The organism is Pedobacter heparinus DSM 2366, from assembly GCF_000023825.1.
Taxonomy (GTDB): domain Bacteria; phylum Bacteroidota; class Bacteroidia; order Sphingobacteriales; family Sphingobacteriaceae; genus Pedobacter; species Pedobacter heparinus.
The window spans coordinates 1,747,063-1,772,015 of record NC_013061.1 but is presented as its reverse complement, the minus strand read 5'-3'; the positions used below and the strand labels follow the sequence as shown (position 1 = coordinate 1,772,015).

At 41.5% G+C, this 24,953-nt stretch carries 19 protein-coding genes; 4 read left to right on the top strand and 15 right to left on the bottom strand.

Annotated elements, in window-relative coordinates; genetic code table 11:
• Window position 1 precedes the first annotated feature (1 nt).
• Window positions 2-547: an AAA family ATPase gene (locus tag PHEP_RS07475; protein WP_015807322.1), complete on the bottom strand. Its 546-nt coding sequence runs from the start codon at window positions 545-547 to the stop codon at window positions 2-4.
• A 529-nt stretch (window positions 548-1,076) separates the two neighbouring features.
• On the opposite strand from PHEP_RS07475, the gene PHEP_RS21540 reads away from it, so the two are divergent.
• Window positions 1,077-1,820: a TlpA family protein disulfide reductase gene (locus PHEP_RS21540; RefSeq protein WP_015807320.1), complete on the top strand. Its 744-nt coding sequence runs from the start codon at window positions 1,077-1,079 to the stop codon at window positions 1,818-1,820.
• 25 nt (window positions 1,821-1,845) lie between these two features.
• On the opposite strand, the gene PHEP_RS07460 is transcribed toward PHEP_RS21540, so the two are convergent.
• On the bottom strand, window positions 1,846-2,199 hold the full coding sequence (locus PHEP_RS07460) for a VOC family protein (RefSeq protein ID WP_015807319.1): 354 nt from the start codon (window positions 2,197-2,199) through the stop codon (window positions 1,846-1,848).
• Between the two features lie 95 nt (window positions 2,200-2,294).
• Between PHEP_RS07460 and PHEP_RS07455 the strand changes: the two genes are divergently transcribed.
• Genes PHEP_RS07455 through PHEP_RS07445 form a run of 3 tightly spaced genes read left to right on the top strand, consistent with a single transcriptional unit; the run spans window position 2,295 to window position 4,560 of the window.
• A complete protein-coding gene (locus PHEP_RS07455) occupies window positions 2,295-3,266 on the top strand; it encodes a GlxA family transcriptional regulator (RefSeq protein WP_015807318.1) in 972 nt (323 codons plus the stop codon).
• A gap of 50 nt (window positions 3,267-3,316) precedes the next feature.
• Complete coding sequence (locus PHEP_RS07450) at window positions 3,317-4,012, top strand: sterol desaturase family protein (RefSeq protein ID WP_015807317.1); 696 nt, start codon at window positions 3,317-3,319, stop codon at window positions 4,010-4,012.
• Window positions 4,013-4,071: 59 nt separating this feature from the next.
• Window positions 4,072-4,560 carry a YdeI/OmpD-associated family protein gene (locus PHEP_RS07445; protein ID WP_015807316.1) on the top strand — a complete coding sequence of 163 codons (489 nt, stop codon included), beginning with the start codon at window positions 4,072-4,074 and terminating at the stop codon, window positions 4,558-4,560.
• A 332-nt stretch (window positions 4,561-4,892) separates the two neighbouring features.
• On the opposite strand, the gene PHEP_RS21535 is transcribed toward PHEP_RS07445, so the two are convergent.
• The 13 genes from PHEP_RS21535 to PHEP_RS07375 form a co-directional block, all read right to left on the bottom strand.
• A complete protein-coding gene (locus PHEP_RS21535) occupies window positions 4,893-7,976 on the bottom strand; it encodes an AsmA family protein (protein WP_015807315.1) in 3,084 nt (1,027 codons plus the stop codon).
• Window positions 7,977-8,015: 39 nt separating this feature from the next.
• A complete protein-coding gene (locus PHEP_RS07430; protein ID WP_238326449.1) occupies window positions 8,016-8,804 on the bottom strand; it encodes an SH3 domain-containing protein in 789 nt (262 codons plus the stop codon).
• Complete coding sequence (locus PHEP_RS07425; RefSeq protein WP_238326448.1) at window positions 8,782-10,620, bottom strand: BatD family protein; 1,839 nt, start codon at window positions 10,618-10,620, stop codon at window positions 8,782-8,784. Before PHEP_RS07425 ends, PHEP_RS07430 begins: the two co-directional genes overlap by 23 nt.
• 19 nt (window positions 10,621-10,639) lie before the next feature.
• Complete coding sequence (locus PHEP_RS07420) at window positions 10,640-11,386, bottom strand: tetratricopeptide repeat protein (protein WP_015807312.1); 747 nt, start codon at window positions 11,384-11,386, stop codon at window positions 10,640-10,642.
• A gap of 2 nt (window positions 11,387-11,388) precedes the next feature.
• Complete coding sequence (locus tag PHEP_RS07415) at window positions 11,389-12,423, bottom strand: vWA domain-containing protein (protein ID WP_015807311.1); 1,035 nt, start codon at window positions 12,421-12,423, stop codon at window positions 11,389-11,391.
• A 4-nt stretch (window positions 12,424-12,427) separates the two neighbouring features.
• The gene (locus PHEP_RS07410; protein WP_015807310.1) at window positions 12,428-13,426 is read right to left on the bottom strand and encodes a vWA domain-containing protein; all 999 of its coding nucleotides are present in this window, start codon (window positions 13,424-13,426) and stop codon (window positions 12,428-12,430) included.
• Window positions 13,419-14,390 carry a hypothetical protein gene (locus PHEP_RS07405; RefSeq protein WP_015807309.1) on the bottom strand — a complete coding sequence of 324 codons (972 nt, stop codon included), beginning with the start codon at window positions 14,388-14,390 and terminating at the stop codon, window positions 13,419-13,421. The genes PHEP_RS07410 and PHEP_RS07405 overlap by 8 nt, the downstream gene beginning before the upstream one ends.
• Window positions 14,391-14,394: 4 nt before the next feature.
• Entirely contained in the window at window positions 14,395-15,270 is an 876-nt protein-coding gene (locus PHEP_RS07400) for a DUF58 domain-containing protein (protein ID WP_015807308.1), read from the bottom strand.
• A 3-nt stretch (window positions 15,271-15,273) separates the two neighbouring features.
• Complete coding sequence (locus PHEP_RS07395; protein WP_015807307.1) at window positions 15,274-16,302, bottom strand: AAA family ATPase; 1,029 nt, start codon at window positions 16,300-16,302, stop codon at window positions 15,274-15,276.
• A gap of 306 nt (window positions 16,303-16,608) precedes the next feature.
• Window positions 16,609-19,983: an efflux RND transporter permease subunit gene (locus PHEP_RS07390; protein WP_015807306.1), complete on the bottom strand. Its 3,375-nt coding sequence runs from the start codon at window positions 19,981-19,983 to the stop codon at window positions 16,609-16,611.
• Window positions 19,984-19,993: 10 nt separating this feature from the next.
• Window positions 19,994-21,094 carry an efflux RND transporter periplasmic adaptor subunit gene (locus tag PHEP_RS07385; protein WP_015807305.1) on the bottom strand — a complete coding sequence of 367 codons (1,101 nt, stop codon included), beginning with the start codon at window positions 21,092-21,094 and terminating at the stop codon, window positions 19,994-19,996.
• 20 nt (window positions 21,095-21,114) lie between these two features.
• Window positions 21,115-22,464 (bottom strand): TolC family protein, encoded by a 1,350-nt coding sequence (locus PHEP_RS07380; RefSeq protein ID WP_015807304.1) that lies wholly within the window; start codon window positions 22,462-22,464, stop codon window positions 21,115-21,117.
• Window positions 22,454-24,730 (bottom strand): ATP-binding cassette domain-containing protein, encoded by a 2,277-nt coding sequence (locus tag PHEP_RS07375; RefSeq protein ID WP_015807303.1) that lies wholly within the window; start codon window positions 24,728-24,730, stop codon window positions 22,454-22,456. The genes PHEP_RS07380 and PHEP_RS07375 overlap by 11 nt, the downstream gene beginning before the upstream one ends.
• Between the last annotated feature and the right edge of the window lie 223 nt (window positions 24,731-24,953).

Sequence of the window (24,953 nt, the reverse complement as noted above, 5' to 3'; positions counted from 1 at the left end):
GTTATTTATTTAGTGTTTTTTTAATAAAATCAACCCTTTCTGCAGGAGCCAAGCATGGTACTTCAATTAGATCATAATTTAAACATTCATAAGTATCTTTTATTACATTATAGGTTTCTTTAGCTACCTGAAAATCTTGTTTTCGCTCGTTATCCATTTTGTATATTTCTTCCCAGGGAGGGAGTATAAAAACTATTTTATTGTATCTGTATTTATTTACAATGAAATTTAAATTCTCATCATAATCAAAGTTCATCAGGCATTCATAAGCATAGGTGTCTGGAATACCACGGTCAAAAAAATAAAGATCATTGGCATCCAGTAGTTTGACATAATCCCGAACAGAATGCGAAAGCATTAATTTAGAATATTCTTTTGCATTTTTCCAAGGTAGGGCCTGGCCATTATTTTTTAATTGATCTTTGATAATTTCTCGGGCTACTTCAGGAATGCAGTTCATTTGCTTCTGTTGCAACTCATTTATTAAAGTTGTTTTTCCAACTCCTGGGCCACCGGTTATGATGTGAAAATTGTTTTTTATAATCATATTCTATGTTTTTGTTAAATAGTTTTTTTCAATAAAATAATTAGAAGGAGAGAATTCCATTTGAAAACTATGGTTCTACGCCTCCGGTTACCACATATATGCCTTATACACCTAATGGTAATGAGGGGGAAGTTCAAGACTTTTTGGACAAAGCTAAACCAGGCTTAATTAATGGTACCGATTTTGTTTTCGCTTCTATTCACAAAGATAGTAGCGGGTTACCATATTTCCCTGCGGAGGTTTTTATACGATTAGATTTTCTAAGTTCAGCTGGAGGTCTATTTAATTGTATCGCATTTAATTCACCGATTTTTTCAGAAATCTTAGCTAATAAGTTAAGTATTTCACTTGTAATGTAGTATGGAGGTTTTATATAGTTAACAGCGATAGTATCATATGATACTATCAAAATGATACTATCAAAGTTACTGGATTTTATAATATCTTTCTAATTTGGACGCACAATGGAAAGATTCATTTCACAGATTTACCAAGGATTATCCTAACTTAGTTTAAAATAAAACTATATATGAGATTAACAATAGCTCTGTTCTTAATATTCTTATTACAGAAAAGTTTTGCACAGCATACAGTTTATACTTTCAATTCTAATGCTGTTTTCACTGAAACAGAAATAAAAACAGCATTTGAATCTGTTAGTCAATCATTGCCATCTTCCGAAATTCTTGTACCGAACATTTTTCACACAACAACTAAAAAAGATACTATAGTTAACTATATTGAATTTGCAATCAGGAAAAGAGTTGCGGGGGAACAACCGATATTCAAATTTACCTACAAACAAGATTCCACCTTTTTGTTCTTAAATAAGAAACTTCCCGGATTTAAATTGAAGGAATTAGATGGGAACGAAGTTTCTTTGTCTCAATTATCAGGAAAGCCTACATTGATTAATTTCTGGGCAACCTATTGTGGTCCCTGTATTGCTGAAATGCCTCAATTAAGTCAGCTTAAAGAGAAGTATAAAGACAAAATGAACTTTATATCAATTACAGAGAACAGGGTTATTGAGGATCATTTGGTAAACTTCATGAAAGATAAAAACTTTAATTTCCCGGTTTTGGAAAACGGTCAGTCCTATAAAAATGAACTAAAATTACAAGCACTTCCAAGAAACCTGTTTCTCGATAAAGATGGAGTTCTAAGGTATATACAGGTAAACTATCCTGTAAATGCGAATTCAATACCTTTAGACCTTAATGATAAAGGCAATTACTTTACCAAAATAATTGAGGAGCTAATACGGAACTAGTGATCACTTTTACTGAAATACCCAGTTAAAAGACGGTGTTAAAATCTTTTTCGACTATTTGACGGAGGCACACACTATTCCCATCAAGATCTTTTAACCAGGCAAACCTGCCCCAGGGCGTATCATCAATTTTGCCAACCTCTATGCCGTCTATTTTCAATTGTTTAATCTCTTTTTCGATATCTTCGGTTTCGCAGATTAAACCCTGAAAACCTGCCAGGGAAATAGTTGTGCTATGGCCTGGAAAACCCATTTGTATCCAATCTTCGCCATGCGGGTCTTTGGCCTCTAATACAATTTGGAAACCGAGTTTCAAGTAAAATTTTTTCGCCTGTTGCCTGTCCTTGACAGGCAACATAATAATATCTATTGCTTTCATACCTCAAAATTATTGGGAAAAGCTTGTTATACCTAGTGGCGAATACGACAATATTACCTGTTGATTGCGCCAATGTGTTTCGCTAAATTTAATCTATGAAACATATATCTATTTTGCCTCTTTATGATGCGACTCTGACCAGCATCGATAGCGCTCACCAGATCTTCAGCCGGGTTAACGATTTTATGAATTATCAGGGTAAACCAGATTTTTATAAAATCGAGATTGTTGGCTGTGCAAAGGATACGAGACTCAATAGCGGGTTGTATGCTGTATTTGCAGATAAAACAATTGATCAGATTCAAAAGACCGATGTTATTGTTATCCCATTACTGTGCGGAGATTTTGGGGAAGCTATATCGAAAAACCAGGAATACGTTGAATGGGTTTGTAAGCAACACCGTAACAGAGCGGAGATAATTTGTCTTTGCGTTGGTTCGTTTTTTTTGGCATCCACGGGCTTGTTGGACAATAAAAAGTGTGCAGTACATTGGGCCGCTAAAAACGAATTTAAAACAAAGTTTCCCAATATTACAGTTATTGATAATACCATTATTACCGATGAACAGGGTATTTATACTTGTGGAGGAGGCTTTTCTTACCTAAACCTAATCCTTTATATTATTGAAAAACATTTGGGTCGTGAGATATCCATTTTGGCCTCTAAGATGTTCGAGATCGACATTGAGCGAAAAAGCCAAAACCCATTTGCCATCTTCATCGGACAAAAGAAACACGGTCAGGAAACGGTATTGAAAGCACAGGCTTTTATTGAAGCTAATCCGACAACTGCTTATAGTGTAGATGAGATCTGCGAAATGGTCGCTGTCAGTCGACGAACATTTGAACGGCATTTTAAGCAATGCACCGGCAATTCTATCCTGGAATATATCCAGCGTGTAAAAGTCGAGTTTGTGAAAAAGCAATTAGAAGCCGGCAAGAAGACCATAAATGAAATTATCTATGAGGCAGGTTATACAGACATCGACGCATTCAGAAAAGTGTTTAAGAGGTTTACTGATTTATCACCCATTGGCTATCGTAAGAGGTTTGCCGGGGATTCTTAAGCGATTTCCCGTGTGGGTTTATTAAAGTTATTCTGCGTAAATTTGACTAGATGAAATTACTTTTTGAAAGCCTATCCTTGCTGGAATGGATTATTTTCAGTTTGATATCCAATGTATTTTTGTATTTGCTTTCGATTGGATTTTACCTTTTTATTGATAAAACCTGCTCGAAAAATAAGATTCAAATAACTGATCATCCTTTTCTAAAATCTGATTTGTATGTAAGTTTTCTAACCTTATTCCTTAATATCGTTGTGATGTTGATTGGTGTTTATTTGTGGAAATCGGGATGGATTACATTAAACGAGTCTAAAACTATCCTGACGCTTCTTATTGAAATTATAGCGATTACACTGGTAATGGACCTGTTCATGTATATTTTTCATTGCCTGGTACATCATCCGTTTATCTATAAAATTTTACACCGCAAACATCACGAACATAAGAGTACTAATTTCCTGAGTCTTTTTGTGTTGCATCCCTTTGAAACCTTAGGTTTCGGATTGATGATGATCTCTGTTTTTATGTTGTATGATTTTTCTATTTTTTCCATTACAATTTATCTGTTTATCAATTTAATTTGGGGAACTATTGGTCATCTAAACCGGGAATTCTTTCCAAAATGGATGGAACAATTATTTTTAGGAACTACAAAATTTCATAACCAACATCATTTAAACGAACAAAGAAACTTTGGTTTTTATACTTCCATTTGGGATCGAATATTTGGAACATATAAAGCTTAATTGTTTCTTCAACCATATACAATTTTTATCTTTAAAGCCAGATACCTTAAAAAACTAAAATGAAAAGTCATTCCTTCCAGGCATCCCTGGAAATAATAGGTATTAATCCCTACGTTCAGGTTCCGGAAGTTATTCTGGCCGAAATTTTTACTCAGGCAGGTAAAAACAAGAGCCATATTCCGGTTGCGGGAACTGTAAACGGCTTACCGTACCAGCAAACTTTACTTAAGTACAGTGGTTTTTGGCGACTCTATATCAATACGAAAATGCTTAAAGACTCTCCCAAACTAATCGGGGAAACCATTAAAGTGACCATTAAATTTGACCCGTCCGATCGGACAATTAAGCCCCATCCCGAGCTATTAAAGGCATTAAAAAAGAGTCCAGAGGCCAAATCCAAATTTGATCTTCTTAGCCCTTCTATGCAAAAAGAGATAATAAGATACATTTCTGGCTTAAAAACAGAAGAAAGCAGGAACCGGAATATTGATAAAGCGATTAACTTTTTGTTAGGTAAAGGTGCCTTTATAGGAAGAAAAATGCTCTAATGTCATGTTGATAACAGTTTAATAAAAATATTGAGCTAATGTTGTAAAGAAGCTATAACCTTTCCCCGCTGTTAAGTTACTTTCCTTCTCTCCTACCCGGCTGTTGTTCGGGTATTGTTCGGATACCAGCCGGCCTGGGCCTTTCAATGGTCTATTTTTGCGCCAGCAAAAATGTAAAATAACTTTACTCACAGTAAAATGCATTGGCGATGCACATTAACCATATTAGCTTAGTACCAGAATTAAAAAAAAGTTATGGCAAGACTAAACAATGGCATCTTTGGCACTATAAGCGGTAAAATAGACAATATTGAAGGCTACATCAGAAAAGGTTACTCCTCTGCTGTTTCTTCCAGTTTACCTTCTTTATTTCTCTTTAACGCAACTTTCGGATTTTCCTGTGTTCCGGTAATGCTCAATGGGATTCCCAATATACCGAATGGCGGTAAACCAAGACGGCCACTCATATTTAAACGTCCGTCAAAGCTAACCTGACCTTCAAACCTTGGCCTGAAACCGGCAATACGCATCTTGAACCGCTCTATGTTAATGATGTTGTTGGCTATTTTACTTTTGATCTTTACTTCAGATACATCCGGATTGGAAAGACTGTCGCGTTTTGTAGCCCTGCTCACCGCATTCATCATTTTAAAGCCCATCAGGCTCACCTTCTTTACAGACAGTGTCCCCTCTCCTTTCAATGAGGGATAAACAGGCATCATATCTTTATTCAATTTACCCGAAAGCTGGTAATCCAGGCCAATTACACCTTTAACTTTTGAAGCAGATGTGGCCATGTCCCTGAACAATTTAATCTCCTTATATGCTTTTGCCACATCAAATTCCGTAGCCTGGATGTGATAATCGAAAGTAGCAGACAATGGATTTATACTTTGGTATTTCGCATCCATGCTTACTGTAGCATCAATTAAATTGAACCTGGTTTTATCGAGTGTAAGCACACCATTATTCAGCCTTAACCCTCCCCTGGCATTTTTAATGATCAGCCCATTGTAATATACTGAACCCGCATCGGCTGTTACGTTTACGTTCAGGTTGTCGGGAATCATAATTACTCCGCTGGCAGCCCCAACCTCTTTAGAAACAGCTGTTGCTGCCGGACCATCGTAGGCCATAAACTCATCAGCAAATAATTTCCTGCTTTTCAGGTTAAAGGTTCCGGTCAGTTTCGCTTGATCAGTAAGCACATAGTTAACTACATTGCCCAAAAAACCATCCATACTGAAATCGGACTGCCCATACCTGCCCTTAAACTGCTCAAACTTCATCTTGTCCTGTTTAAAAGAAAACACACCCTTGTTTACCAGGAAAGATTTAGGGAAAAGATCCGAATTCAAGGTCATCTCTTTGATCACTACTTTCCCACTGTTATTCAGCTTATGGTATCTTCCGGCCATTGCATCACTTTGCCTGCCCATAAAAGCAACATCGGTAAATATAGATCCCTTTACATCATAGCCTTTCATGGCAAACAACTTATACATTTTCCCAATGTCTATGCTCCCTTTTGAGGTAATGTTATACTTTATATCTTCAAGGTTTTGTACCGCAGCTTTTAGCTGGAAGGCCTGCCCGCCCATTTCAAAAGATACAGGTTTGATGTTCATCAGGGTGTTTTTTAAAGTGCCATCTCTGTTGGTCAGTACCCCGTCAATGGAAATTTTTTCCAGTGCCTGGTCAAAATGTGTTGTTTTAATCCGCCCATCATTTAACAAAATGGCGGCTTCAGTAACCGGAAACTGCTTTTTGACCTTGTTATAGGCACCCCTGCTTTTCAGGTTCAGGTTCAGCTTACCGTTGAGCTCCAGGTCTTTCAAAGGATAAAAATTTTTGATCTCGGCCAGGTTTAACAAGCCATTTAACTGCACATCAACAGGTGTTTTGCCCGCAGTACGCAGCTTTACAAAGCCGCGGATATAATTGGACAATGCCTGTATGTTCAGGCTGCTGATCTCGAATTCAGTATGTTTATAATCCCCGTCGTTATTGTGCCCGTTGATGTTAAAACTGATCTTATCAATTGCTGCCGGCAGCGAAGCATATTTAAAATAGCCATTGCTTAAACTGGAAGTTAGTTTAAACACAGGTATGGTTGCTATTACAGTATCTACCTTTCTGATGCCGGTTCTGACTACTTTTTTAGTATACTTTCCTTCGGCATGTGCATCCATTAAGAAACGGCCCCGTAGCTGATCCAGGCTAAAAATTTTCGCCCATTTTTCGAGATCCAGGTCTGCCCGGCTGTTTAAATAGATTTCCGGTTCCTTTAAGCCCCTGAAATTCAGCATCGCCCCTACATAATCCTTTCCAATATTGAAATATAAACTATCCATATTGATGTACAGACTGTCCGGATTTAAAGATGGTAATTTGGTTTGCAGGTTAATGTATAATTTACTGATAGGTTCCGGTGCTTTGGGGTTCGAAATCTCTCCTTCCCTGATCTTTAAATTAAAAGATAGCGTGGGCATAATATTTTTACCGGCAAGATATTTTCCGATTAAGGAGGCCTTGATTTCTGCATAACCTTTGATATTGGTTTTCTCCATACGTTCAGCAATTGCAGGTGGCAGGGCCGTAAAAATATTATGCAGATCGGTTTCTTTGGCTTTTGTCCTGAATTTGATGTCGTACCCACCCTCTATAAAAGAAAAGCGGCCTACAAAATGTATGGGCAGGGAATTGATCTTCAGGTCGTTCTCATCAAACATCAGATCCAGTGAATTGGTATTGATTTTTGTAACCAGTCTGGCATTGATCTTTTTATTCAATAAATAAGGTTCATTGTTATAATAAACATCCAGCGAACCTATTTCTGCCTTACTGCTCAGGTCAAATATCGCTTTGCTCAGATCACCCTTACCAGCGTAATTCAGGTCTGCAGCACTGATCAGCATGGGCACAGAACGGTCGTTATAAGTTAGTTTGCTTTTATTGATAAAAATGCCTTCAATTTTTATGGCCGTAGCAGTTGTATCTGTTGCCCCGCCTTCTTTAGCTTTACTTTCGTACACATCGTAATTGGCACGGCCCTTTTCATCTACCTCTACATTGATCACCGCTTCATCTAAAAAAAACTGGTCAATTTTTATCTGCTCAGAAAAGACAGTAGCCAGGTTTACCCTAAAGGAGAGGGCTTTGCTATATAGTAAGGTATCCTTTTCGAATGGGGCAGCACCTTTGAGCATAAACTGGTCCAGATTAAGCGTTAATGAAGGAAAATGCCGGAAAAAGGACAAGCCAACCCCCTTAAACTTCACTTCGCCCTTAATGCTCTTGTTTATGGATCGCTGAACTTCCCTGGAAATGGTATCCTGAAATAAATAAGGCGTTACCAGCAGCAGTAACAGTAAAGTACAAAGACTTATTCCTGTAATTTTAAAAACTTTCTTCAATTTTATAAAAATATATTTGGGGAGATTTCCGCAAAGATATTATATTTCTTTTACATCGGAAGCCGCAATCCAGCCTGAATTACCGTTCGAAAGCACCACATTGATCCAGCCATTGTTATTTGCTTTAATGCTGACTTTGGTGCCCGCATGGATCACAAATAAAGTTTTTTGTTTCGCATCAGGGCCGCTTTTCACATCAGCAGCACCCCTAAAAACAATGGCCTGAGATTTTCCGTTCAGATAACCGGATTGGACATTGACTACAATAAAACTGATCAGACCAAGGGATAAAACAATTATACCTGCATAAAAAGCCAGTTTTTTATGCCCTACCGCAGTTAAAAACAGATAGGCAATGAGCAACACAAAACCAACAATAAAGCTGGTTACATTAAATACTGCCAATGTTTTTGCAGAAAAGGAAAATATAAAGGATTTCCACCAGGTGGTGAGAAAAAACTCAGGAACATCTTCTATCCTGTCAGTTATTTTTAAATTGGCAAGTTTAAGGTTCAGTTGTATATCCTCATCCCCCGGAGCCAGTTTAGCCGCTTTTTCGTAGTTTAAAATTGCAGCGGGCATTTCAGCCAGTTTATAATAAGCATTGGCTGTGTTAAAATAGAGTGCTACCGACTCATAACCTGCATCCAATGCCTGCTGATAGGCGGCAAGGGCCTCTTTATACTGTTCCTTTGCATAAGCCGAATTTCCTTTTTTTAATAATGCTTCCGGCTGTTCATTTGCCGATGAAAGTAAGGGCATGGCCAAAAGCAAAAGCCAGGCATACAGGGTATATTTTAAATATTTATGCATTGGTCTCGATCTCATTAATGGTATTCTTTGCTTTGTCAAATACTTCCTGTTCGGATATTCCTGATACCGGGGCATACCTGGCCATTTCACACAAATCCAGTGTTTCCTCCAGCTGTTTGATCAAACGTTCGTCAATACCCCTGGCAAACAGTTGCGTACGGATATTGTCTTTGTTCAATTCTGCAGCTGCAATATTAAACTTATCGCCCAGGTATTGGTACAAACCTTTGTAAACATCCTGATAAAAGAGCGTTGTTTGGCCGGCCAGCAATTGTTTTTTTGCACTGGCCAAGTGTTTAGCAGCAATTTTATTGGCATTCCTTCCGCGTACAGCCACCTGGTCACGATTGTTCTCCCTGTATCGTTTCCGGTAGACCAATGCACCGGCAAACAGTAAGGGGCCACAGCAAAGTAAAAGGTAATAAGCAGTTGATCCGTAAAAAGAACTTCCTTTCTGATGCAGGCCGCCCATATCTGTTTTAATATAGGTAATGTCTTTGGCCAGCATCTTGATGTCCTGCTGATTTGCAGAAGAATAGGCCGTAACGTTCGACCCAGGTGCACCTTTTGCTACTTTTAAATCAAATGAGCCTGTTGATAAGGTCACATATTTTTGCGTAGAGGGATTAAAATAAGAGAACTTTAAGGGTTCGATGGTATAATTGCCCTCGTGCCTTGGGATCAGTAAATATGCATATTCCCTGGTTCCGGAAACACCGTTCAGACTTTCAGTCAGGCGGTCGGTTAGCTTAGGATCGTATTTTTCAAGATCAGCCGGGAAATTTACTGTAGGTGCCTTCAACAATTTTAAATTGCCTGACCCGGTTATTTTTAAGGTATAGTTAAGCGCTTCATTGGCTTTCAGTTCCTGCTTATCCACTATGGCCGCAATAGAAAAATTACCCACGGCACCTTCAAAGCCTTCGGGCTTACCGGTTTCAGGCAGTGGCTTTACATTAATGGTAACCGGCGAACTTTTTATTTTGTATTTCACATCCTTATACGATCCGAAGAACATGTCAAAAGGATCATTTGAATCGCCCGAGGAAACCTGTTGTCTGACCAGAAAAGTCATGGCCAGTGGATCAAGCGTTAACTTACCCGAACGCTCCGGAAACAGAATAATTTCCTTTAAAACAGCAACATTATACCGGCTTCCCTGATAAGTTTCTGTTTCCCAGCGCACATTTGGATCATTGTTTTTGATCTCCTGACTCCAGAAACCATTAAAATCCGGCAGTTTATCCAGTGCATTGTCTACCAGTTCAATATTGGTATATAGTTTATAAGTTACGGCAAGTCCCTCTCCCTGGTAAACATTGGTTTTATTAGCTACGGCCCGGATAAATAAGCGTTTGGCTATATTTGAAGCATTGCCTTCTACCCGCTGGTCTGGCTGCCGCCCGCCCGAATTGCCCTGCGCATTTTGGGGAACTGCAGTGCCCTTAACTACCTTTATTTTTACGGCATTGGTTTTATACTGCTTCCCGCTTATAACCAGTGTAGCCCCGCCAATGGTATAATCTCCTTCTTTAACCGCCATCAGATCATAGCTTAAAGTCATGCTGGATGAGGTTCTTCCATTTACAGAAGTAAAACTGGAGGATTGGTTAGGGCCACCCAGCACCTGGAAACCGTTAAATGATGGAGGGGTTAAAGCCTCAATATTTCCATTACCACTGATGGAATAGACAACTTCAAAATGCTCTCCGGTTCCTACCTGGCTTTTGCTGACCGATGCAGTTACCTTTATGTCATCAGCATACTTTATTGCTGTGGCAAACACGGTGCTTGTCCACAATAAAAGCATCGACAATATATAACGTTTCATCTTCATTTCTTAAATACCATTACCAATCTTTAACAATACGTCCCTTTACCCCTTTGGCCTTTTTATTTTTCAGCTTGTCCTGGGTATTCTTCTCTTCATTTTTTAAGGCCTCCAGCATTCGCTCTGCATCTTCTTTAGACAACTGATTGGGTTGGGGCTGCTGCCCGTTCTGCTGGTCCTTTTTATCCTGGTCTTTCTTGTCCTGATCCTGTTTATCCTTATCTTTTTGGTCTTTATTGTCCTGGTTCTTTTTGTCTTTATCCTGCTGGTCCTTGTTTTGCTGGTCTTTTTTATCTTTATTCTTATCCTTGTTCTTATCGTTTTTATTTTGCTGCTGCTGTTGTTTCAGCTTTTCCTGGGCATAGGCCAGATTGTACCTGGTCTGATCGTCCTTAGGATTATTGAGCAACGATTTTTTATAGGCTGCTATGCTCTCTTCCAGTTTTTTCGCTTCCAGCAGGGAATTTCCCAAATTGTGGTAGGCCTGGGCTTTTACCTGCTTATTTTCTGATGATCCTGCAATCTCGGTAAACTTCTGGGCCGCATTGTCAAACTTCTTTTGTTTGTACAGTGCATCCCCCAGGTTAAAATTCCCGGCAACAGAGGATTTGGCTTTTTCTACCGAACTGCGGTAACTGGCCTCTGCCTCCGTATATTTCCCTTGTTTATACAATTCGTTTCCCTTATGGATGTATTTTTTCTCCTGCTGTGCAAATGCCGCAGTGCCCAACAATACCATATACACCATCATGATCAGCTGCTTCATAATTACCTCACTTCAAACAAGTTCAACTCACTTAACTTTAAATTTTTCCGGTTGGAAATAAAGAATTCCAGCAACAGCAGCAGTAGTGATAAACCGAGGAAAAACTGGAACCGGTCTTCGTAATTTTTAAAGGCTTTGCTGTCATAAGTTTTCTTTTGCATTTTATTTACCTGGTCCATCACAATGTTTAAACCGCTGTTGGCATTACTTGCCCTTACATAAACACCATCCCCTGCCTCCGAAATTTCTTTACACATCTGCTCATTCAACTTGCTCACTACTGTTTTTCCGGCCTCGTCTGTATGAAAGCTTACGGGTTTACCATTTTTATAAATGGGGACTGGTGCCCCTTCTTCTGAACCAACACCAATCACATGAATGGCCACATCTTTCGCGCTTGCGCGTTTAGCTGCCGAAACTGCATCGTCTTCATGATTTTCCCCATCGGTCATTAAAATCATGGCCTTACTGGTCCCGTTCACAAAATTAAAAGATTTCATACCCATATCAATAGCAGCACCAATAGCTGTGCCCTGTGTAGGCACAATATCAGTAGTAATGTTATTCAGAAAGAGTTTAGCGGCAGAATAGTCGGTTGTAATGGGCAGTTGTACATAGGCCTCGCCGGCAAAAATGATAATCCCGATCCTGTCGTTGTGCAAATTGTCAATCAACTGGGAGATTGCACGTTTCGCATTTTCCAATCGGTTTGGCGCCAGGTCGCCCGCCAGCATACTGTTCGATACATCCAGCAGGATCATCAGGTCGGACCCGCTTCGCTTTGCTTCTTCTATTTTAGTACCGATCTGCGGATTGGCAGCGCCAAGTACCAGGGCCGCATAAGCCAGTACAAAAAATACAAATTTTAATCCCTGCCGGCCAAAAGAAACCTCTGGCATCATTTTTTTTACGGTATAAGCATTCCCCAGATTGGCCAAGGCCTTTTTTTTCCACCTGCGCAGCATAAAAAAAACAACGACCATCAAAGGGATAAGTGCCAGGCCCCATAAAAATTCTATATGTTCAAAACGTAGCATCTGTTTAAGTTAAGGCTCCTTTAAAAACTGTATTTCTTAATAAAAACTCCAATAGCAGTAAAACCAATGCAATAAGGGCAAAAGGTAAAAAGCGTTCTGTTTTTTTGTGGTATTGGGTCACTGCAATCTTGGCCCTTTCCAGCTTATCTATCTGCTGGTAAATCTCTTTCAGCTTCTCGTTATTGGTAGCACGGAAGTACTTTCCTCCTGTTATGCCCGCAATCTTCGAGAGCACGCCTTCATCAATGGTTACAGGTACCTGCTGGTATTGTGTACCAAAAGGTGTTTTTACCGGATATGGAGCATAGCCTTTTGTACCTACCCCAATGGTATACACCCTAACCTTCATTTGTTTGGCTATTTCTGCAGCAGTTAAAGGTGGTATAGAACCTGTAGTATTTGATCCGTCGGTAAGCAAAATCACCACTTTGCTTTTGGCTTCACTATCTTTTAAGCGGTTAACCGCAGTTGCCAGTCCCATCCCGATTGCCGTTCCATCTTCTACCATTCCATTGCTGATGTCGCTGAATAAATTGATCAGCACATCGTGGTCTATGGTTAAGGGACATTGTGTAAAACTTTCACCACTAAAAATAACCAGCCCTATCCTGTCTTCCGGACGGCCTTTGATAAAATCAATGGCGATGTTCTTTCCCGCTTCCAGCCGGTTAGGTTTAAGGTCTTCAGCAAGCATACTGCCCGAAATATCTGTTGCAATTACAATATCAATGCCTTCGGTAGTTGAATTTTGCCAGCTAAAGGCCGATTGTGGCCTGGCCAGCGCAATGATCAGTGCCATCAGTGCTAATATCCTTAATGCGATACCATAATGCCTTAAAATGGCATAACCATTTCTTTTTGCCAGCGAAAACCCCTTTACGGCCGACATGCTCAGACTGCCCTGCAGTTTGCTGTTCCTCCAGATGTACCAGGCCAGCATCAGGGGGATGATGAGCATGAGCCAGAAAAAGCCTGGGTTGGCGAATTCTATTCCACTAAACATGCCCATTGAATTTATTTTCAGTTAAAGAAGGAATTTCTTTCGTATTCATTACAAAACTGATGGCGTTTTCCATACTCTGTTCATTGGCTGCCGGTAATGGCTTTTCCTTTGCAAACTTCACCAGGTCTGCCAATACCAGCAGCTGCTTTAACCTGTCCATATCCTGCTCAGCAATGTTCAAATGCCTCAATCCTGAGAAAATCTCTTCCGAAGTTTGTTCCAGCGCATTTATCGGATACCGCTTTTCGAGATATTCCCTTACAATATCACTCAGCTCACTATAATATGCTTTCACCTGACCTTGTTCCCATAGCTTTTTAGCCCTTAAAGCACCCAGCTTATCCAGCGCAATGGTGTGTAGAGGAACCAATGGTCTGGCTTCCTGCACCTGAGCAGGCTTGTTTTTCCGTTTTTTGATCCAATAGTACAACAGGCCTGCAACTGCTAAAACAACAATTAACGAGAAAACTACCCATTTCCAGTTGTCGCGCAGCCAATCCATAAAAGAATAGGAAACGGCTAAAGGTTCTTTGATATCATAAATTGCCTTTGTGGTATCTACCTTAACGGCTTTCACCTCTAAAGGAAGTGCTCCAGTATTAAAATCACCGTTTTTACTATGAAATACATAAGCCGGAATCATATGCAGACCGGCATCAAAAGAGGTTATGGTATATGTTCTGCTGATGATATCCATACCCGGATTATTTTTATCGGCTATGGTATCTGTTCTGCCCATTTCCACCACCTGTACCTTTGAAGAAATGGTGTCGGCCAGAACAGGAAAATCTATATGCGTTTTTGCAGGTAGCTGAACAATCAAATGCAGCCTGGTCTGATCGCCAAGTTCGATCGTAGTCTGGTCCAGTTTAGCTTGTACTTTGATGTTCTGGGCCAACCCACTGAAGGAAATACCTACCAGCAACAACAGTAAACACCAGCTGAAATTAAAATACTGCTTCATATCCTTATCTTCTGGCCTCTCTTTTCTTAAATAATGTCATTAATGGTTTAATATAGGATTCATGGGTGCCTATTTTGGTAAAGTCGACCCCCGACCTTCTGAAAAGATCTTCCAGTCTGCCGTTCCTTTCCAATGCTGCAGCTTTAAAAGCATGCCTTACCTTTTTATCCCCTGTATTGATCCACTCAATCTGTCCTGTTTCTTCATCCTTTACCGGGATCAGGCCTAAGTCAGGAAATTCTTCTTCATGAACATCATATAACCTCAGGGCAATCAGGTCATGCTTCCGGTTGGCTATTTTAAGTTCATTTTCAAAAGGACTGCTCATAAAATCAGAGATCAGAAAAGCGGTACACCTCTTTTTGATTGCACTGGTAAAATAACGTAACCCTTCGGCTACATGCGTGCCTTTGTTTTCGGGCTTAAAGTCGATCAGCTCCCTGATGATCATCAGAATATGGCTTCTGCCCTTTTTTGGTGGAATAAACTTCTCTACCTTATCGCTAAAAAAGAGTACCCCTACTTTATCGTTGTTCTGTATGGCCGAAAAAGCAAGTACCGCACATACCTCAGTGGCAAGCTCCTGCTTCAGCTGGAGCTGTGTTCCAAAGTTTTTAGATCCGCTTACATCAACCAGCAGCATCACTGTCATTTCACGTTCCTCGTCAAACACCTTTACATAGGGATGGTTAAAACGGGCAGTTACGTTCCAGTCGATGGTACGGATCTCGTCACCCACCTGATATTCCCTGACTTCGCTAAAGGCCATACCGCGACCTTTAAAGGCCGACTGGTATTCGCCAGAAAAAATCTGGTTGCTTAAACCCCGGGTTTTGATCTCAATTTTCCTTACTTTTTTTAACAGATCTTTGGTATCCATAAACTACGGCACTTCTATGGCATTCAATATTCCGGTAATAATGGTTTCTGTATTGATGTCTTCTGCCTCCGCTTCATAGGTCAGGCCAATACGGTGCCGCAGCACATCATGACAAACGGCCCTTACGTCTTCCGGAATTACATATCCTCTTCTTTTAATAAATGCATAAGCTTTAGCTGCCAGTGCCAGGTTAATGCTGGCCCTTGGCGAGGCACCAAAACTGATCAGGTTTTTATAATCGGCCAGTTTATACTGATCGGGGAAACGGGTTGCAAAAACGATATCGATGATGTATTGTTCAATCTTTTCATCCATATAAACCTCTTTTACCACTTTACGGGCTTTTAAAATTTCGTCTGGATGAAGCACTACATTTGGCTTAGGCATACCCTGAGGGGCGATATTGGCCCTCATAATCTTTTTTTCATCTTCTTTATTGGGATAACCGATCACCACTTTGAGCATAAACCTGTCTACCTGTGCTTCCGGCAGCGGATAGGTCCCTTCCTGTTCAATCGGATTTTGGGTGGCCAGTACCAGGAAAGGTTTAGGCAATTCAAAAGTATTGTCGCCAATCGTTACCTGCCGCTCCTGCATAGCTTCCAGTAAAGCACTCTGTACCTTAGCCGGTGCCCTGTTGATCTCATCAGCAAGAATAAAATTAGAAAACAAAGGCCCCTTTCTGACAATGAACTCTTCCTTCTTCTGGTTATAGATCATGGTTCCCAGTAAATCTGCCGGAAGCAAATCTGGTGTAAATTGTACCCTGCTGAAGCCCGCATCTATAGCCTTAGAAAGTGTATTTATGGCAAGGGTCTTTGCAAGGCCGGGTACCCCTTCCAGCAAAATATGCCCGTCGGCCAGCAACCCGATCATCAGCCGCTCTACCATATATCTTTGTCCAACAATCACTTTATCCATTTCCATAAACAGGAGATCGATAAATGCACTTTCTTTTTGTATCATTTCATTCAGTGCACGGAGGTCAGTTCCATACGATGAATGCGCAGTAATATTAGTTACTTCTTCCATTTATACCCATTTTTTATTCGCTGCGAAAATTAGACAAAGCGTTGTCCTTTCGCAATAGAAAAATAGCGGTTAAAATGTTAAAATATGTTAAAATTCAAAATAAGCCGTTCTCTTCTGCGGCTACATAATCGCGCTGAAGATGCTCGAAGATACTATGCTGCTTCAGAGAAGGCATATTTTGTGTAAAAAAGGGTACGCACCTGGCCCTTCCGCAATGCTTTGAGCAAAAAAATTACCTTCTCAGAGAAGGCATAGCGTCTTTTGGCTCCCTTCAGAGCCAAATTATGCAGCCTTCGAAGAGAACGGTTATTTTTTAAACCATGACTTTAGTTTCTTCGAATTCCTATCGGCCACCAGGTACATACAGGGCACCAGCACCAGGGTCAGGAAAGTGGCAAAACTTAACCCAAAGATAATGGTCCACGACAATGGTCCCCAGAAGGCCACATTGTCGCCGCCAAAATAAAGGTGCGGATGGAGCTCTGTAAACATGGTTACAAAATCAATATTTAAACCTACTGCAAGCGGGATCAATCCGAGCATGGTTGCTGTAGCGGTCAGCAATACCGGGGTCATCCGGGTACGACCGGCTTCAATTACCGCTTCCCTAACTTCCATGCCCTGGCTCACCATCAGATCTGCAAACTCGACCAGCAAAATCCCGTTCCGTACCACAATACCCGCAAGGGCCACAATACCCAGTCCGGTCATCACAATAGACAGTTCCATTCCAAAAATAGTTACCCCAAGCAACACACCAATAATACTGAACAGGATCTCGCTTAAGATCACGACAGGTTTGCTGATAGAGTTAAACTGCAACACGAGTATGATCAGGATAATGAACAGGGCACTGATCAGCGCTGTACCCAGGAAAGCCGCTGTTTCCATCTGTTCTTCCTGTTCTCCGGCCATTTTTATTTCTACGCCGTCAGGTGCTTTAAATTCATTGATCTCTGTCTGGATATTGGCCACCACCTCATTGGCATTGTATTCGGACAATACATTAGAGGATAAAATAATGATCCTTTTTTGTTGCTTACGCTTAATGCCTCCATAAGTGTTCACATAATCGATATTGGCAAAAGAAGAGATCGGCACCTGCCTGATGATTCCGTTCATTCCCATATCCCGGTAAGTGATCTTCATGTTCCTCAAAGCTTCCAGGTTATTTCGCTGGGTCTCCATTGCCCTTACGTTGATTTCATAATCATCGTTCACATCGCGGTATTTTGACACCTCAAAACCAAAAAGTGCCGCCCTTAATGCATAGCCTATATCCTGTGTGGCAATACCTTCCCGGTTTGCCCTTTCCCTATCGATGTCAAAAATGATCTCGGGCTTATTGTTCTGGAAATCAGACTTCAGTTCCTCTACACCAGCAATCTGCCTGCTGTCCAGAAACTTCTTTAACCTGTCCGAAGTTACCGCTATAGAATCCAGGTCGTCACCGGTAATTTCAATACTGATGGGCTTTGCGGTTGGCGGCCCACCCTGCTCCTGGGCCACACTGATCTCGGCACCGGGGATACCTTTTACTGCATTACGGATTTTGTCCAGGTAGTTTACCGTACGTTCCCCGGTACGCTTGCCAAAGGGAACAAAAGCTACGGTAACCTTGCCCTTATTGCTATACTCGCCCTGGTCCTCACCCTGTGGGTCGGTTACACCCACCGTTACATTTGAAATGATAGAAGAAACATCGGGATTGTTGCGGCCAACCACCTGGGTCACTTTCTGTTCTATCTGATCAATAACCTTACTGGTATAGGCCTGATCGGTACCTACAGGCAGTTCCACATACACATATACAAAGTTAGGGTCTGCCGTTGGAAAAAACACAACCCTTGGCGGCACCACACTAACCAATATCAGCGTAAAGAAAAATAAGGCAACAGTACTCCATATCATGGTACGTGGGCGTTTAAGTGCCCAGGTAATTAGGCTATGATAGCCGTTAATTACCTTTGGCCAGGTAACTGTCTGGAACTTCTTGATCAGCCCCATCAGGAAAAAATGGTTCAGCAAATAAAGCAGGGCCAGCAATACCACAAAATTACCCACACCAAAATTAATCAGGTAACCCAGCAGGGCCAATACCGTAAAAATCAGCAAAGTCCGTTTTACCGCTTTGTTAAATGTGGGCTTCTGGTCTTCATGATCGTGGTGTGGCTTCATAAAGTCAACCGCAAAAACAGGGTTGATGATATAAGCCACAACCAATGAGGCTGATAAGGTGACAATGAGCGTAACCGGCAGGAAATACATGAACTCGCCAATAATTCCCGGCCAGAACAGCAACGGAAAGAAAGGGGCCAGTGTGGTCAGTGTTCCCGAAAGCACAGGCAAAAATACTTCTCCTGTTGCCGTTTTGGCTGCCTGTACGATGGGTACTTTCCCGTTATCAAAAATACGGTGGGTATTTTCAACCACTACAATGGCGTCATCTACTACAATACCCAGTCCCAGTAAAAAAGAAAACAGTACCATCATATTCATGGTAAAGTTAAAATCGAATATACCGCCTAATACCGGCATGGACAGGAAGGCTATGAACATAGATAACGGAACAGACAATGCCACAAACAGTGCATTGGTTACCCCCATGAAAAACATCAGGATCAGGGTAACCAGGATAAAGCCAATAACAATGGTATTGATCAGGTCATGGAGCGTAATCCGGGTCTGGTCGCTTTGGTCACCCGTTATCGTAATGTTCAGCTTTTCAGGGATCACCTTCCCCTTCATATCTTTCAGCATCGCATTGATCTTGTCCGAAGCTTCGATCAGGTTTTCGCCGCTGCGCTTTCTGACATTCAGTGTGATTACATTTTTACCATATAAACGGGCATAACTCTTCTGCTCTTTAAACGCATCCTTCACCTCGGCAATATCTTTCAGATATACAGATCCGCCTGTAGGCGTTTTTACGATCATATTTCCTATTTCTTCGGCGTCTTTAAACTCTTTTTTGATATTTAATGTCCGCAGCATACCATCCATTTTTACCGAGCCCCCGGATATGGTCTTATTTTCTTTACTTACGGCCTGTGCAATATCATTGAAAGAAATGTGTGCAGCTTCCATCTTTTTCAGGTCAACATTGATCTGGATTTCCGGTTCCAGGGCACCTACAATATCTACTCCTGCAATTTCCTTCAGTCCTTCAACCCTGTCTTCTATGTCATCTGCATATTCCTTTAGCTTTTTAAGGTCATAATCACCCGAGATATTGATGTACATGATCGGCAGGTCCGAAAGGTTGATGTCCATAATTACAGGATCGTCCGGCAAGTCAGAAGGAAGATCTGTCTTTGCCTTGTCTACCGCATCTTTTATCCGCTGCTTGGCATCTTTAATGTCCACACCGGTATTAAACTCAGCAGTAATGAACGAAAAATCCTGAAAAGAACTGGAAGTCACCTTTTTCAGGCCCAGGGTGCCCCTGATCTCCTTTTCCAGCTGTTTGGTAACCAGGTTTTCCATATTTGCAGGCGATGTTCCCGGATAAATGGTCTGTACAAATATCTTTGGGATAATTACTTCCGGAAAATTCTCTTTCGGAAGGCTCTGGTAAGAAAAATAACCAGCAATGACCAGCAAACAGGTAAACACATAAATTGCTGTCCTGTTATCTATTGCCCAGCTGGAGGGCTTAAATTCTTTATTTATGTCTTTCATCAGCGTACATTTATAACTTTACATTGTCCCCGTCATTCAGTTCCTGAAATCCGGTAGTGATCACTTTGTCGCCCGCTTTCAGGCCCGACAGCACTTCGGCTTTACCATCCGAGATCTTCCCTGTTTTCACCTCTACTTTTTTAGCTTTGCCATTTACAGCTGTGAAAACATATTCACTGGTTTCAGATTTCTGTACGGCATTTACAGGAACCACCAGGGCTCTATCGTTTCTGTAGTCTATAATTTTTAATACAGCCACCATATTTGGTCGGTACCTCTTATCTGAAGGCAGCTTCACTTCTACATTGAAACCTCTGGAAACCGGGTCAATGACCTTTGCAGCAAAAGAAATATGGGCATTCAGGTTAGCTGGCACATCAGGTAAAGAAACTGTAACCTCATCGCCCTGGTTTACCTTTCCGCCATAGTTTTCCGAAACCAGTGCCTTAACCTTAAGCCTGCTGGCATTGACTACCCTGATGCCTGTTGGGCTGCCAGGCGCAACAGATTGGCCAAGCTTCAGCTCCATTGCATCTATTGTACCGGAAACAGGGCTTTTAACCTTATTCATAGCAGCCTGTGATTTCAGTCCGGCCAGTTGTTTTTCCAGCCCTTCCTTCTGGCTTTTAGCGGTCAGGTACTGAACCTCTGTGCCGATTTTCTGGTCCCATAGGTTCTTCTGGCGATTGAACACTGTACTGGCCAGATCCAGCTGGGTTTGCAGTTGAGCAACACTTTGGCGCAGTACCTTATCGTCCAGCTGGGCCAGTACCTGGCCCTTGCTTACGTTTTGCCCTACTTTTACATAAATGGCAGTCACGGTTCCCGGCGATTCCGGCATCACCTCTACATTGTCTTCCGCATCCACTTTTCCCTGCACCTCTACATAATTCCTGAATTGTGTTTCTGCAAGTTCCGAAACCACTACATCCTTAAGGTCGGTTTTGGTTTTATTCTGCCCCAGTTCTGCTTCCAGCTTCTCTATTTTCCCGTTCAGTTCAGTGCGCTGTTTTTTAAGCTGTTCAAGCTCCCCCTTTTTATCTTTTGGCTTATCTGATGAGCAGGAAGCAAAAAGAAGTGCCAGTGTAATTGTATATAATAATGTTTTCATTGTTGTGTTGGTTTTTGAGGTTAATAATTGATTTTTCCTGCCGCTTTATCCAAGTCTACCTTACTGATCAGCAAGTCATATAAAGCTTTTATATAATTGTTTTGCGCTTCTTTTAATGAAGTTTCCGCTGTTGTCACTTCCAGGCTGGAGCCTACCCCCTGCTCATATTTGACCCGGGTTACCCGAAGGATCTCTTTGGCAAGGGTCAGATTGCGCTCCTGGTTTTCTACAGAGCGCTTGCTGTTCAGGTAAATCTTCTGACCGGCCGAAATTTCGTTTGCTATTCCATTTTTTAGGTTCAGCATTTCATTTTCCGTCTTTTGAATGGTCAGTTTTGCAGTCCGCATCTGGTAAATACGTTGTCCCCCATTAATTATATTCCAGGAAAGCGTAAAACCGATTACTGAGGTCGGAAAACTCTGCTCATAATGTTTCGAAAATTCATCCGACTGGTAGTTCTTTGATGCACTGGCAAAACCTCTCAATGTAGGCAGGAACGTACTTTTCTGTCTTTTGAAGTCCAGCTCATTCAGTTTTTTCTGCGTTTCCAGTAAAGAATACTCAATCCTTCCTTTGTAAGCAGTTGAATCTGTGGCCATAGCTGCAACCGGTTCTGACCTGATGTCACTGATCTTATCGGTAAGCAAAAGCCGGGCCTGAATGGGCATTCCCATCTGGAATTTCAGCATATCAATATTCAGTTGCAGCAATCGGGTCACATTCTCACGCTCTGTCTCCAGGTTGTTTTTCAAAACCTGGAGCCTGTCTACATCAATCCGCTCTGCAAAGCCATTTTTAAACAAGGCCTCCGTGTCGTTTAGTGATTTCGTAAGTTGTGCAAGATTGGCATCTACCAGCGCCAGCTGCTCAGTACTTACCAATGCCGAGTAATAGGCTTTGGTAACTGCCGTTGCAGTTTCAATTTTGCTGCGCCTGCTGTTACGGACCGACAGTTCCTTATAGGTTTTGGAAGCCTGCAGACCAACAAAGTAACTGCCATCAAAAATAAGCTGGCTCAGCTCTATGCCTGCTGTTGAATTATATTTTGTACCAAACTTAACCGGAATTGGGGTATCTGAAGGTGGATTGGAAAACTCTCCAGGTAATAATGTGGTTGGCAGCTTTAAAAAATCCTGGAAATTGTAGCTTGCAGAAACCTGCGGTAAACCAATGCCAATGGTTTCTTTCACCTTATTCCGGGCTATTTCTTCATCAACCGTCGCATTCAGCACAGCAGTTTGGTGTGTCAATGCGTAATCAATTGCTGCTTTAAGGCTAAGCTGATAGTTTAAAGAGTCAGTACCCTGCCCCCTCAGCCTAACATAAGACATTACAAGCAGCACAATTATGAGATAGATTTTAGGTTTCATATATGTATTCATTACTTTTTTTTAAATATTGTCCTGTCAAAGATTTTGTTTCATTAAGCAGGTCTCCAGGCGTTCCCATAAACACGATCTCGCCTCCTTTTTTACCACCTTCAGGTCCCATATCAATCACCCAATCTGCATTTTTAATCACATCCTGGTTGTGTTCAATCACAATGACCGAGTTGCCACTGTCCACCAGCTGATCTATAATTTCCAGCAGGTGCCCAACGTCCGACATGTGCAGACCTGTTGTAGGTTCGTCCAGTACATAAATGTTACCTTTTTTGTGTAAATTACTGGCAAGCTTAATGCGCTGACATTCTCCACCAGATAAAGTACTGAGTGGCTGGCCAAGTGTAAGGTAATCCAGCCCTACATCATGTATGGCCTGTAGTTTCTTTTTCAGGTCTCCTTTTTCAAAAAAAACCACTGCTTCTTCAGCGGTCATCTCCAGTACCTCACTTATAGATTTACCATTCAGCTTATATGCTAAAACCTCTTCCCTGAAACGCTTGCCGCCACAAATCTCACAAACCGTTTTTACCGGCTCCAGAAAGGCCAGATCGGTAAGGATAAATCCTGTTCCCTGGCAGTTTGGGCATGCCCCTTTTGAATTGAAGCTGAACAAAGAAGCACTGACCTTATTGGCCTGGGCAAATAATTTACGGATATCGTCCATAATGCCCGTGTAAGTAGCCGGATTTGACCTGATGGAAGTGCTTACGGCCGACTGGTCTATCACCACCGCCTCAGGATAACGTTTTACAAAAACACCATTTATGAGTGAACTTTTACCCGATCCGGCAACACCGGTAACCACCGTAAAAACACCGGCAGGAATAGAAACGTTAACATGCTTAAGGTTATGCAGACTGGCCCCCTCAAGCTTATAATAACCTGTTGGCTGCCGGAAAGTCTTTTTTATAACTGCCTGGTGTTCAATAAAACGGCCGGTAAGAGTGTCAGCATGTAACAGGCCTGCTGGCGTCCCCTGGTAAACAATTTCGCCACCATGGATACCAGCTTTAGGGCCAACATCAACAATGTGGTCCGCAATCGCCATCACCTCGGGATCGTGTTCTACCACAAGTATGGTATTGCCTTTATCCCTTAAGCGCAGCAGCAGCTCATTAAGGCGATGCACATCACGAGGATGCAAGCCTATACTGGGTTCATCAAAAATATAGATCATATCGGTAAGACTGGAACCAAGGTGCCTGACCATTTTGATGCGTTGTGACTCGCCACCTGATAAGCTTCCGGTTTCCCTGTCCAGACTCAGGTAGTCCAGTCCGATATCTACCAGATTACGGAGCCTATCCCTCAGTGCATCCGTCATAGGGACAGCTATTTTATGGTCAATTAATGAAATAACTTTAATGAGCTCGTCAATTTGCATGGCCGACATTTCAGCGATGTTATACCCATTAATGCGACAGCTTAGTGCAGCCTGGTTAAGCCGGGTACCCTGGCAGAACGCACAATGTTCAAACCTGATAAAGCGTTCCAGTGTTGAACGTAGCGATTCAGACATTACACTGGTATCACGCTGTATATAGAGCCTGTTAAACTTGTCTACAAGCCCCTCATACTGACCGTTTATGGGCATATCGTTTTCATGCTTCATCGGCACTTTCATTTTTTTACCGTGCAGCAGGGTATCCCATTCTTTTTCTGTGTAATCCTTCAGCTTTTTGTCGTTATCAAAAAGCCCCGAATACAGATACGTGTTAAGGTACCAGCTACCCACAGCAAAAACCGGGAACAGAATTGCACCCTCGTTCAGGGATCTGGACTTGTCGATAAAGTTGTCCAGGTCCAGCCTTACCGTATCGCCAATCCCTCTGCACTCCGGACACATGCCCGAGGGATCATTGAAGGAGAAAGCATTGGAATAACCAATAAAAGGCTGGCCAATCCTGGAAAAAAGCAGGCGCAGAATGGCGTAAATATCAGTAATGGTACCAACAGTTGAGCGGGAATTGCCCCCTAAACGCTTTTGGTCAATCACAATTGCTGTAGAAAGGTTTTCTATGGCATCTGCATCAGGCTGGCTATACCTTGGTAAACGGTTACGCACAAATGTCGAAAATGTCTCATTCAACTGACGCTGTGCCTCTGCCCCAATGGTCTCAAATACAATAGAAGATTTACCAGAACCGGAAACACCGGTAAATACAGTAATCCTGCGTTTAGGGATACGAAGTGAAACATTCTTAAGGTTGTTTTCACGGGCCCCTTTTATTTCAATGTATTCTTGCTTCATCTTTTCCAAATTTCGGTGATCAGAATAAATATTTTGCCGGTATCAAATTTGAATAAAAATGAAATATCCGTACCCCTTCAATAAGGAGCAATAACCATGTTAAAAGGATTTATTTCCTGACTATTTCTTTTAAATTTAAAAAAATCATTAGATTCGTTAGTTCAAACGCATCCACACATCACAACATAACCCTATGATCGACAGTGAATTGAATTTGATTTTA

What these genes read in the sequence shown, in the direction of transcription:
- PHEP_RS07475 (WP_015807322.1), bottom strand. Translation starts at nt 547, where the DNA reads ATGATTATAAAAAACAATTTTCACATCATAACCGGTGGCCCAGGAGTT.
- PHEP_RS21540 (WP_015807320.1), top strand. Translation starts at nt 1,077, where the DNA reads ATGAGATTAACAATAGCTCTGTTCTTAATATTCTTATTACAGAAAAGT.
- PHEP_RS07460 (WP_015807319.1), bottom strand. Translation starts at nt 2,199, where the DNA reads ATGAAAGCAATAGATATTATTATGTTGCCTGTCAAGGACAGGCAACAG.
- PHEP_RS07455 (WP_015807318.1), top strand. Translation starts at nt 2,295, where the DNA reads ATGAAACATATATCTATTTTGCCTCTTTATGATGCGACTCTGACCAGC.
- PHEP_RS07450 (WP_015807317.1), top strand. Translation starts at nt 3,317, where the DNA reads ATGAAATTACTTTTTGAAAGCCTATCCTTGCTGGAATGGATTATTTTC.
- PHEP_RS07445 (WP_015807316.1), top strand. Translation starts at nt 4,072, where the DNA reads ATGAAAAGTCATTCCTTCCAGGCATCCCTGGAAATAATAGGTATTAAT.
- PHEP_RS07430 (WP_238326449.1), bottom strand. Translation starts at nt 8,804, where the DNA reads ATGAGATCGAGACCAATGCATAAATATTTAAAATATACCCTGTATGCC.
- PHEP_RS07425 (WP_238326448.1), bottom strand. Translation starts at nt 10,620, where the DNA reads ATGAAACGTTATATATTGTCGATGCTTTTATTGTGGACAAGCACCGTG.
- PHEP_RS07420 (WP_015807312.1), bottom strand. Translation starts at nt 11,386, where the DNA reads ATGAAGCAGCTGATCATGATGGTGTATATGGTATTGTTGGGCACTGCG.
- PHEP_RS07415 (WP_015807311.1), bottom strand. Translation starts at nt 12,423, where the DNA reads ATGCTACGTTTTGAACATATAGAATTTTTATGGGGCCTGGCACTTATC.
- PHEP_RS07410 (WP_015807310.1), bottom strand. Translation starts at nt 13,426, where the DNA reads ATGTTTAGTGGAATAGAATTCGCCAACCCAGGCTTTTTCTGGCTCATG.
- PHEP_RS07405 (WP_015807309.1), bottom strand. Translation starts at nt 14,390, where the DNA reads ATGAAGCAGTATTTTAATTTCAGCTGGTGTTTACTGTTGTTGCTGGTA.
- PHEP_RS07400 (WP_015807308.1), bottom strand. Translation starts at nt 15,270, where the DNA reads ATGGATACCAAAGATCTGTTAAAAAAAGTAAGGAAAATTGAGATCAAA.
- PHEP_RS07395 (WP_015807307.1), bottom strand. Translation starts at nt 16,302, where the DNA reads ATGGAAGAAGTAACTAATATTACTGCGCATTCATCGTATGGAACTGAC.
- PHEP_RS07390 (WP_015807306.1), bottom strand. Translation starts at nt 19,983, where the DNA reads ATGAAAGACATAAATAAAGAATTTAAGCCCTCCAGCTGGGCAATAGAT.
- PHEP_RS07385 (WP_015807305.1), bottom strand. Translation starts at nt 21,094, where the DNA reads ATGAAAACATTATTATATACAATTACACTGGCACTTCTTTTTGCTTCC.
- PHEP_RS07380 (WP_015807304.1), bottom strand. Translation starts at nt 22,464, where the DNA reads ATGAAACCTAAAATCTATCTCATAATTGTGCTGCTTGTAATGTCTTAT.
- PHEP_RS07375 (WP_015807303.1), bottom strand. Translation starts at nt 24,730, where the DNA reads ATGAAGCAAGAATACATTGAAATAAAAGGGGCCCGTGAAAACAACCTT.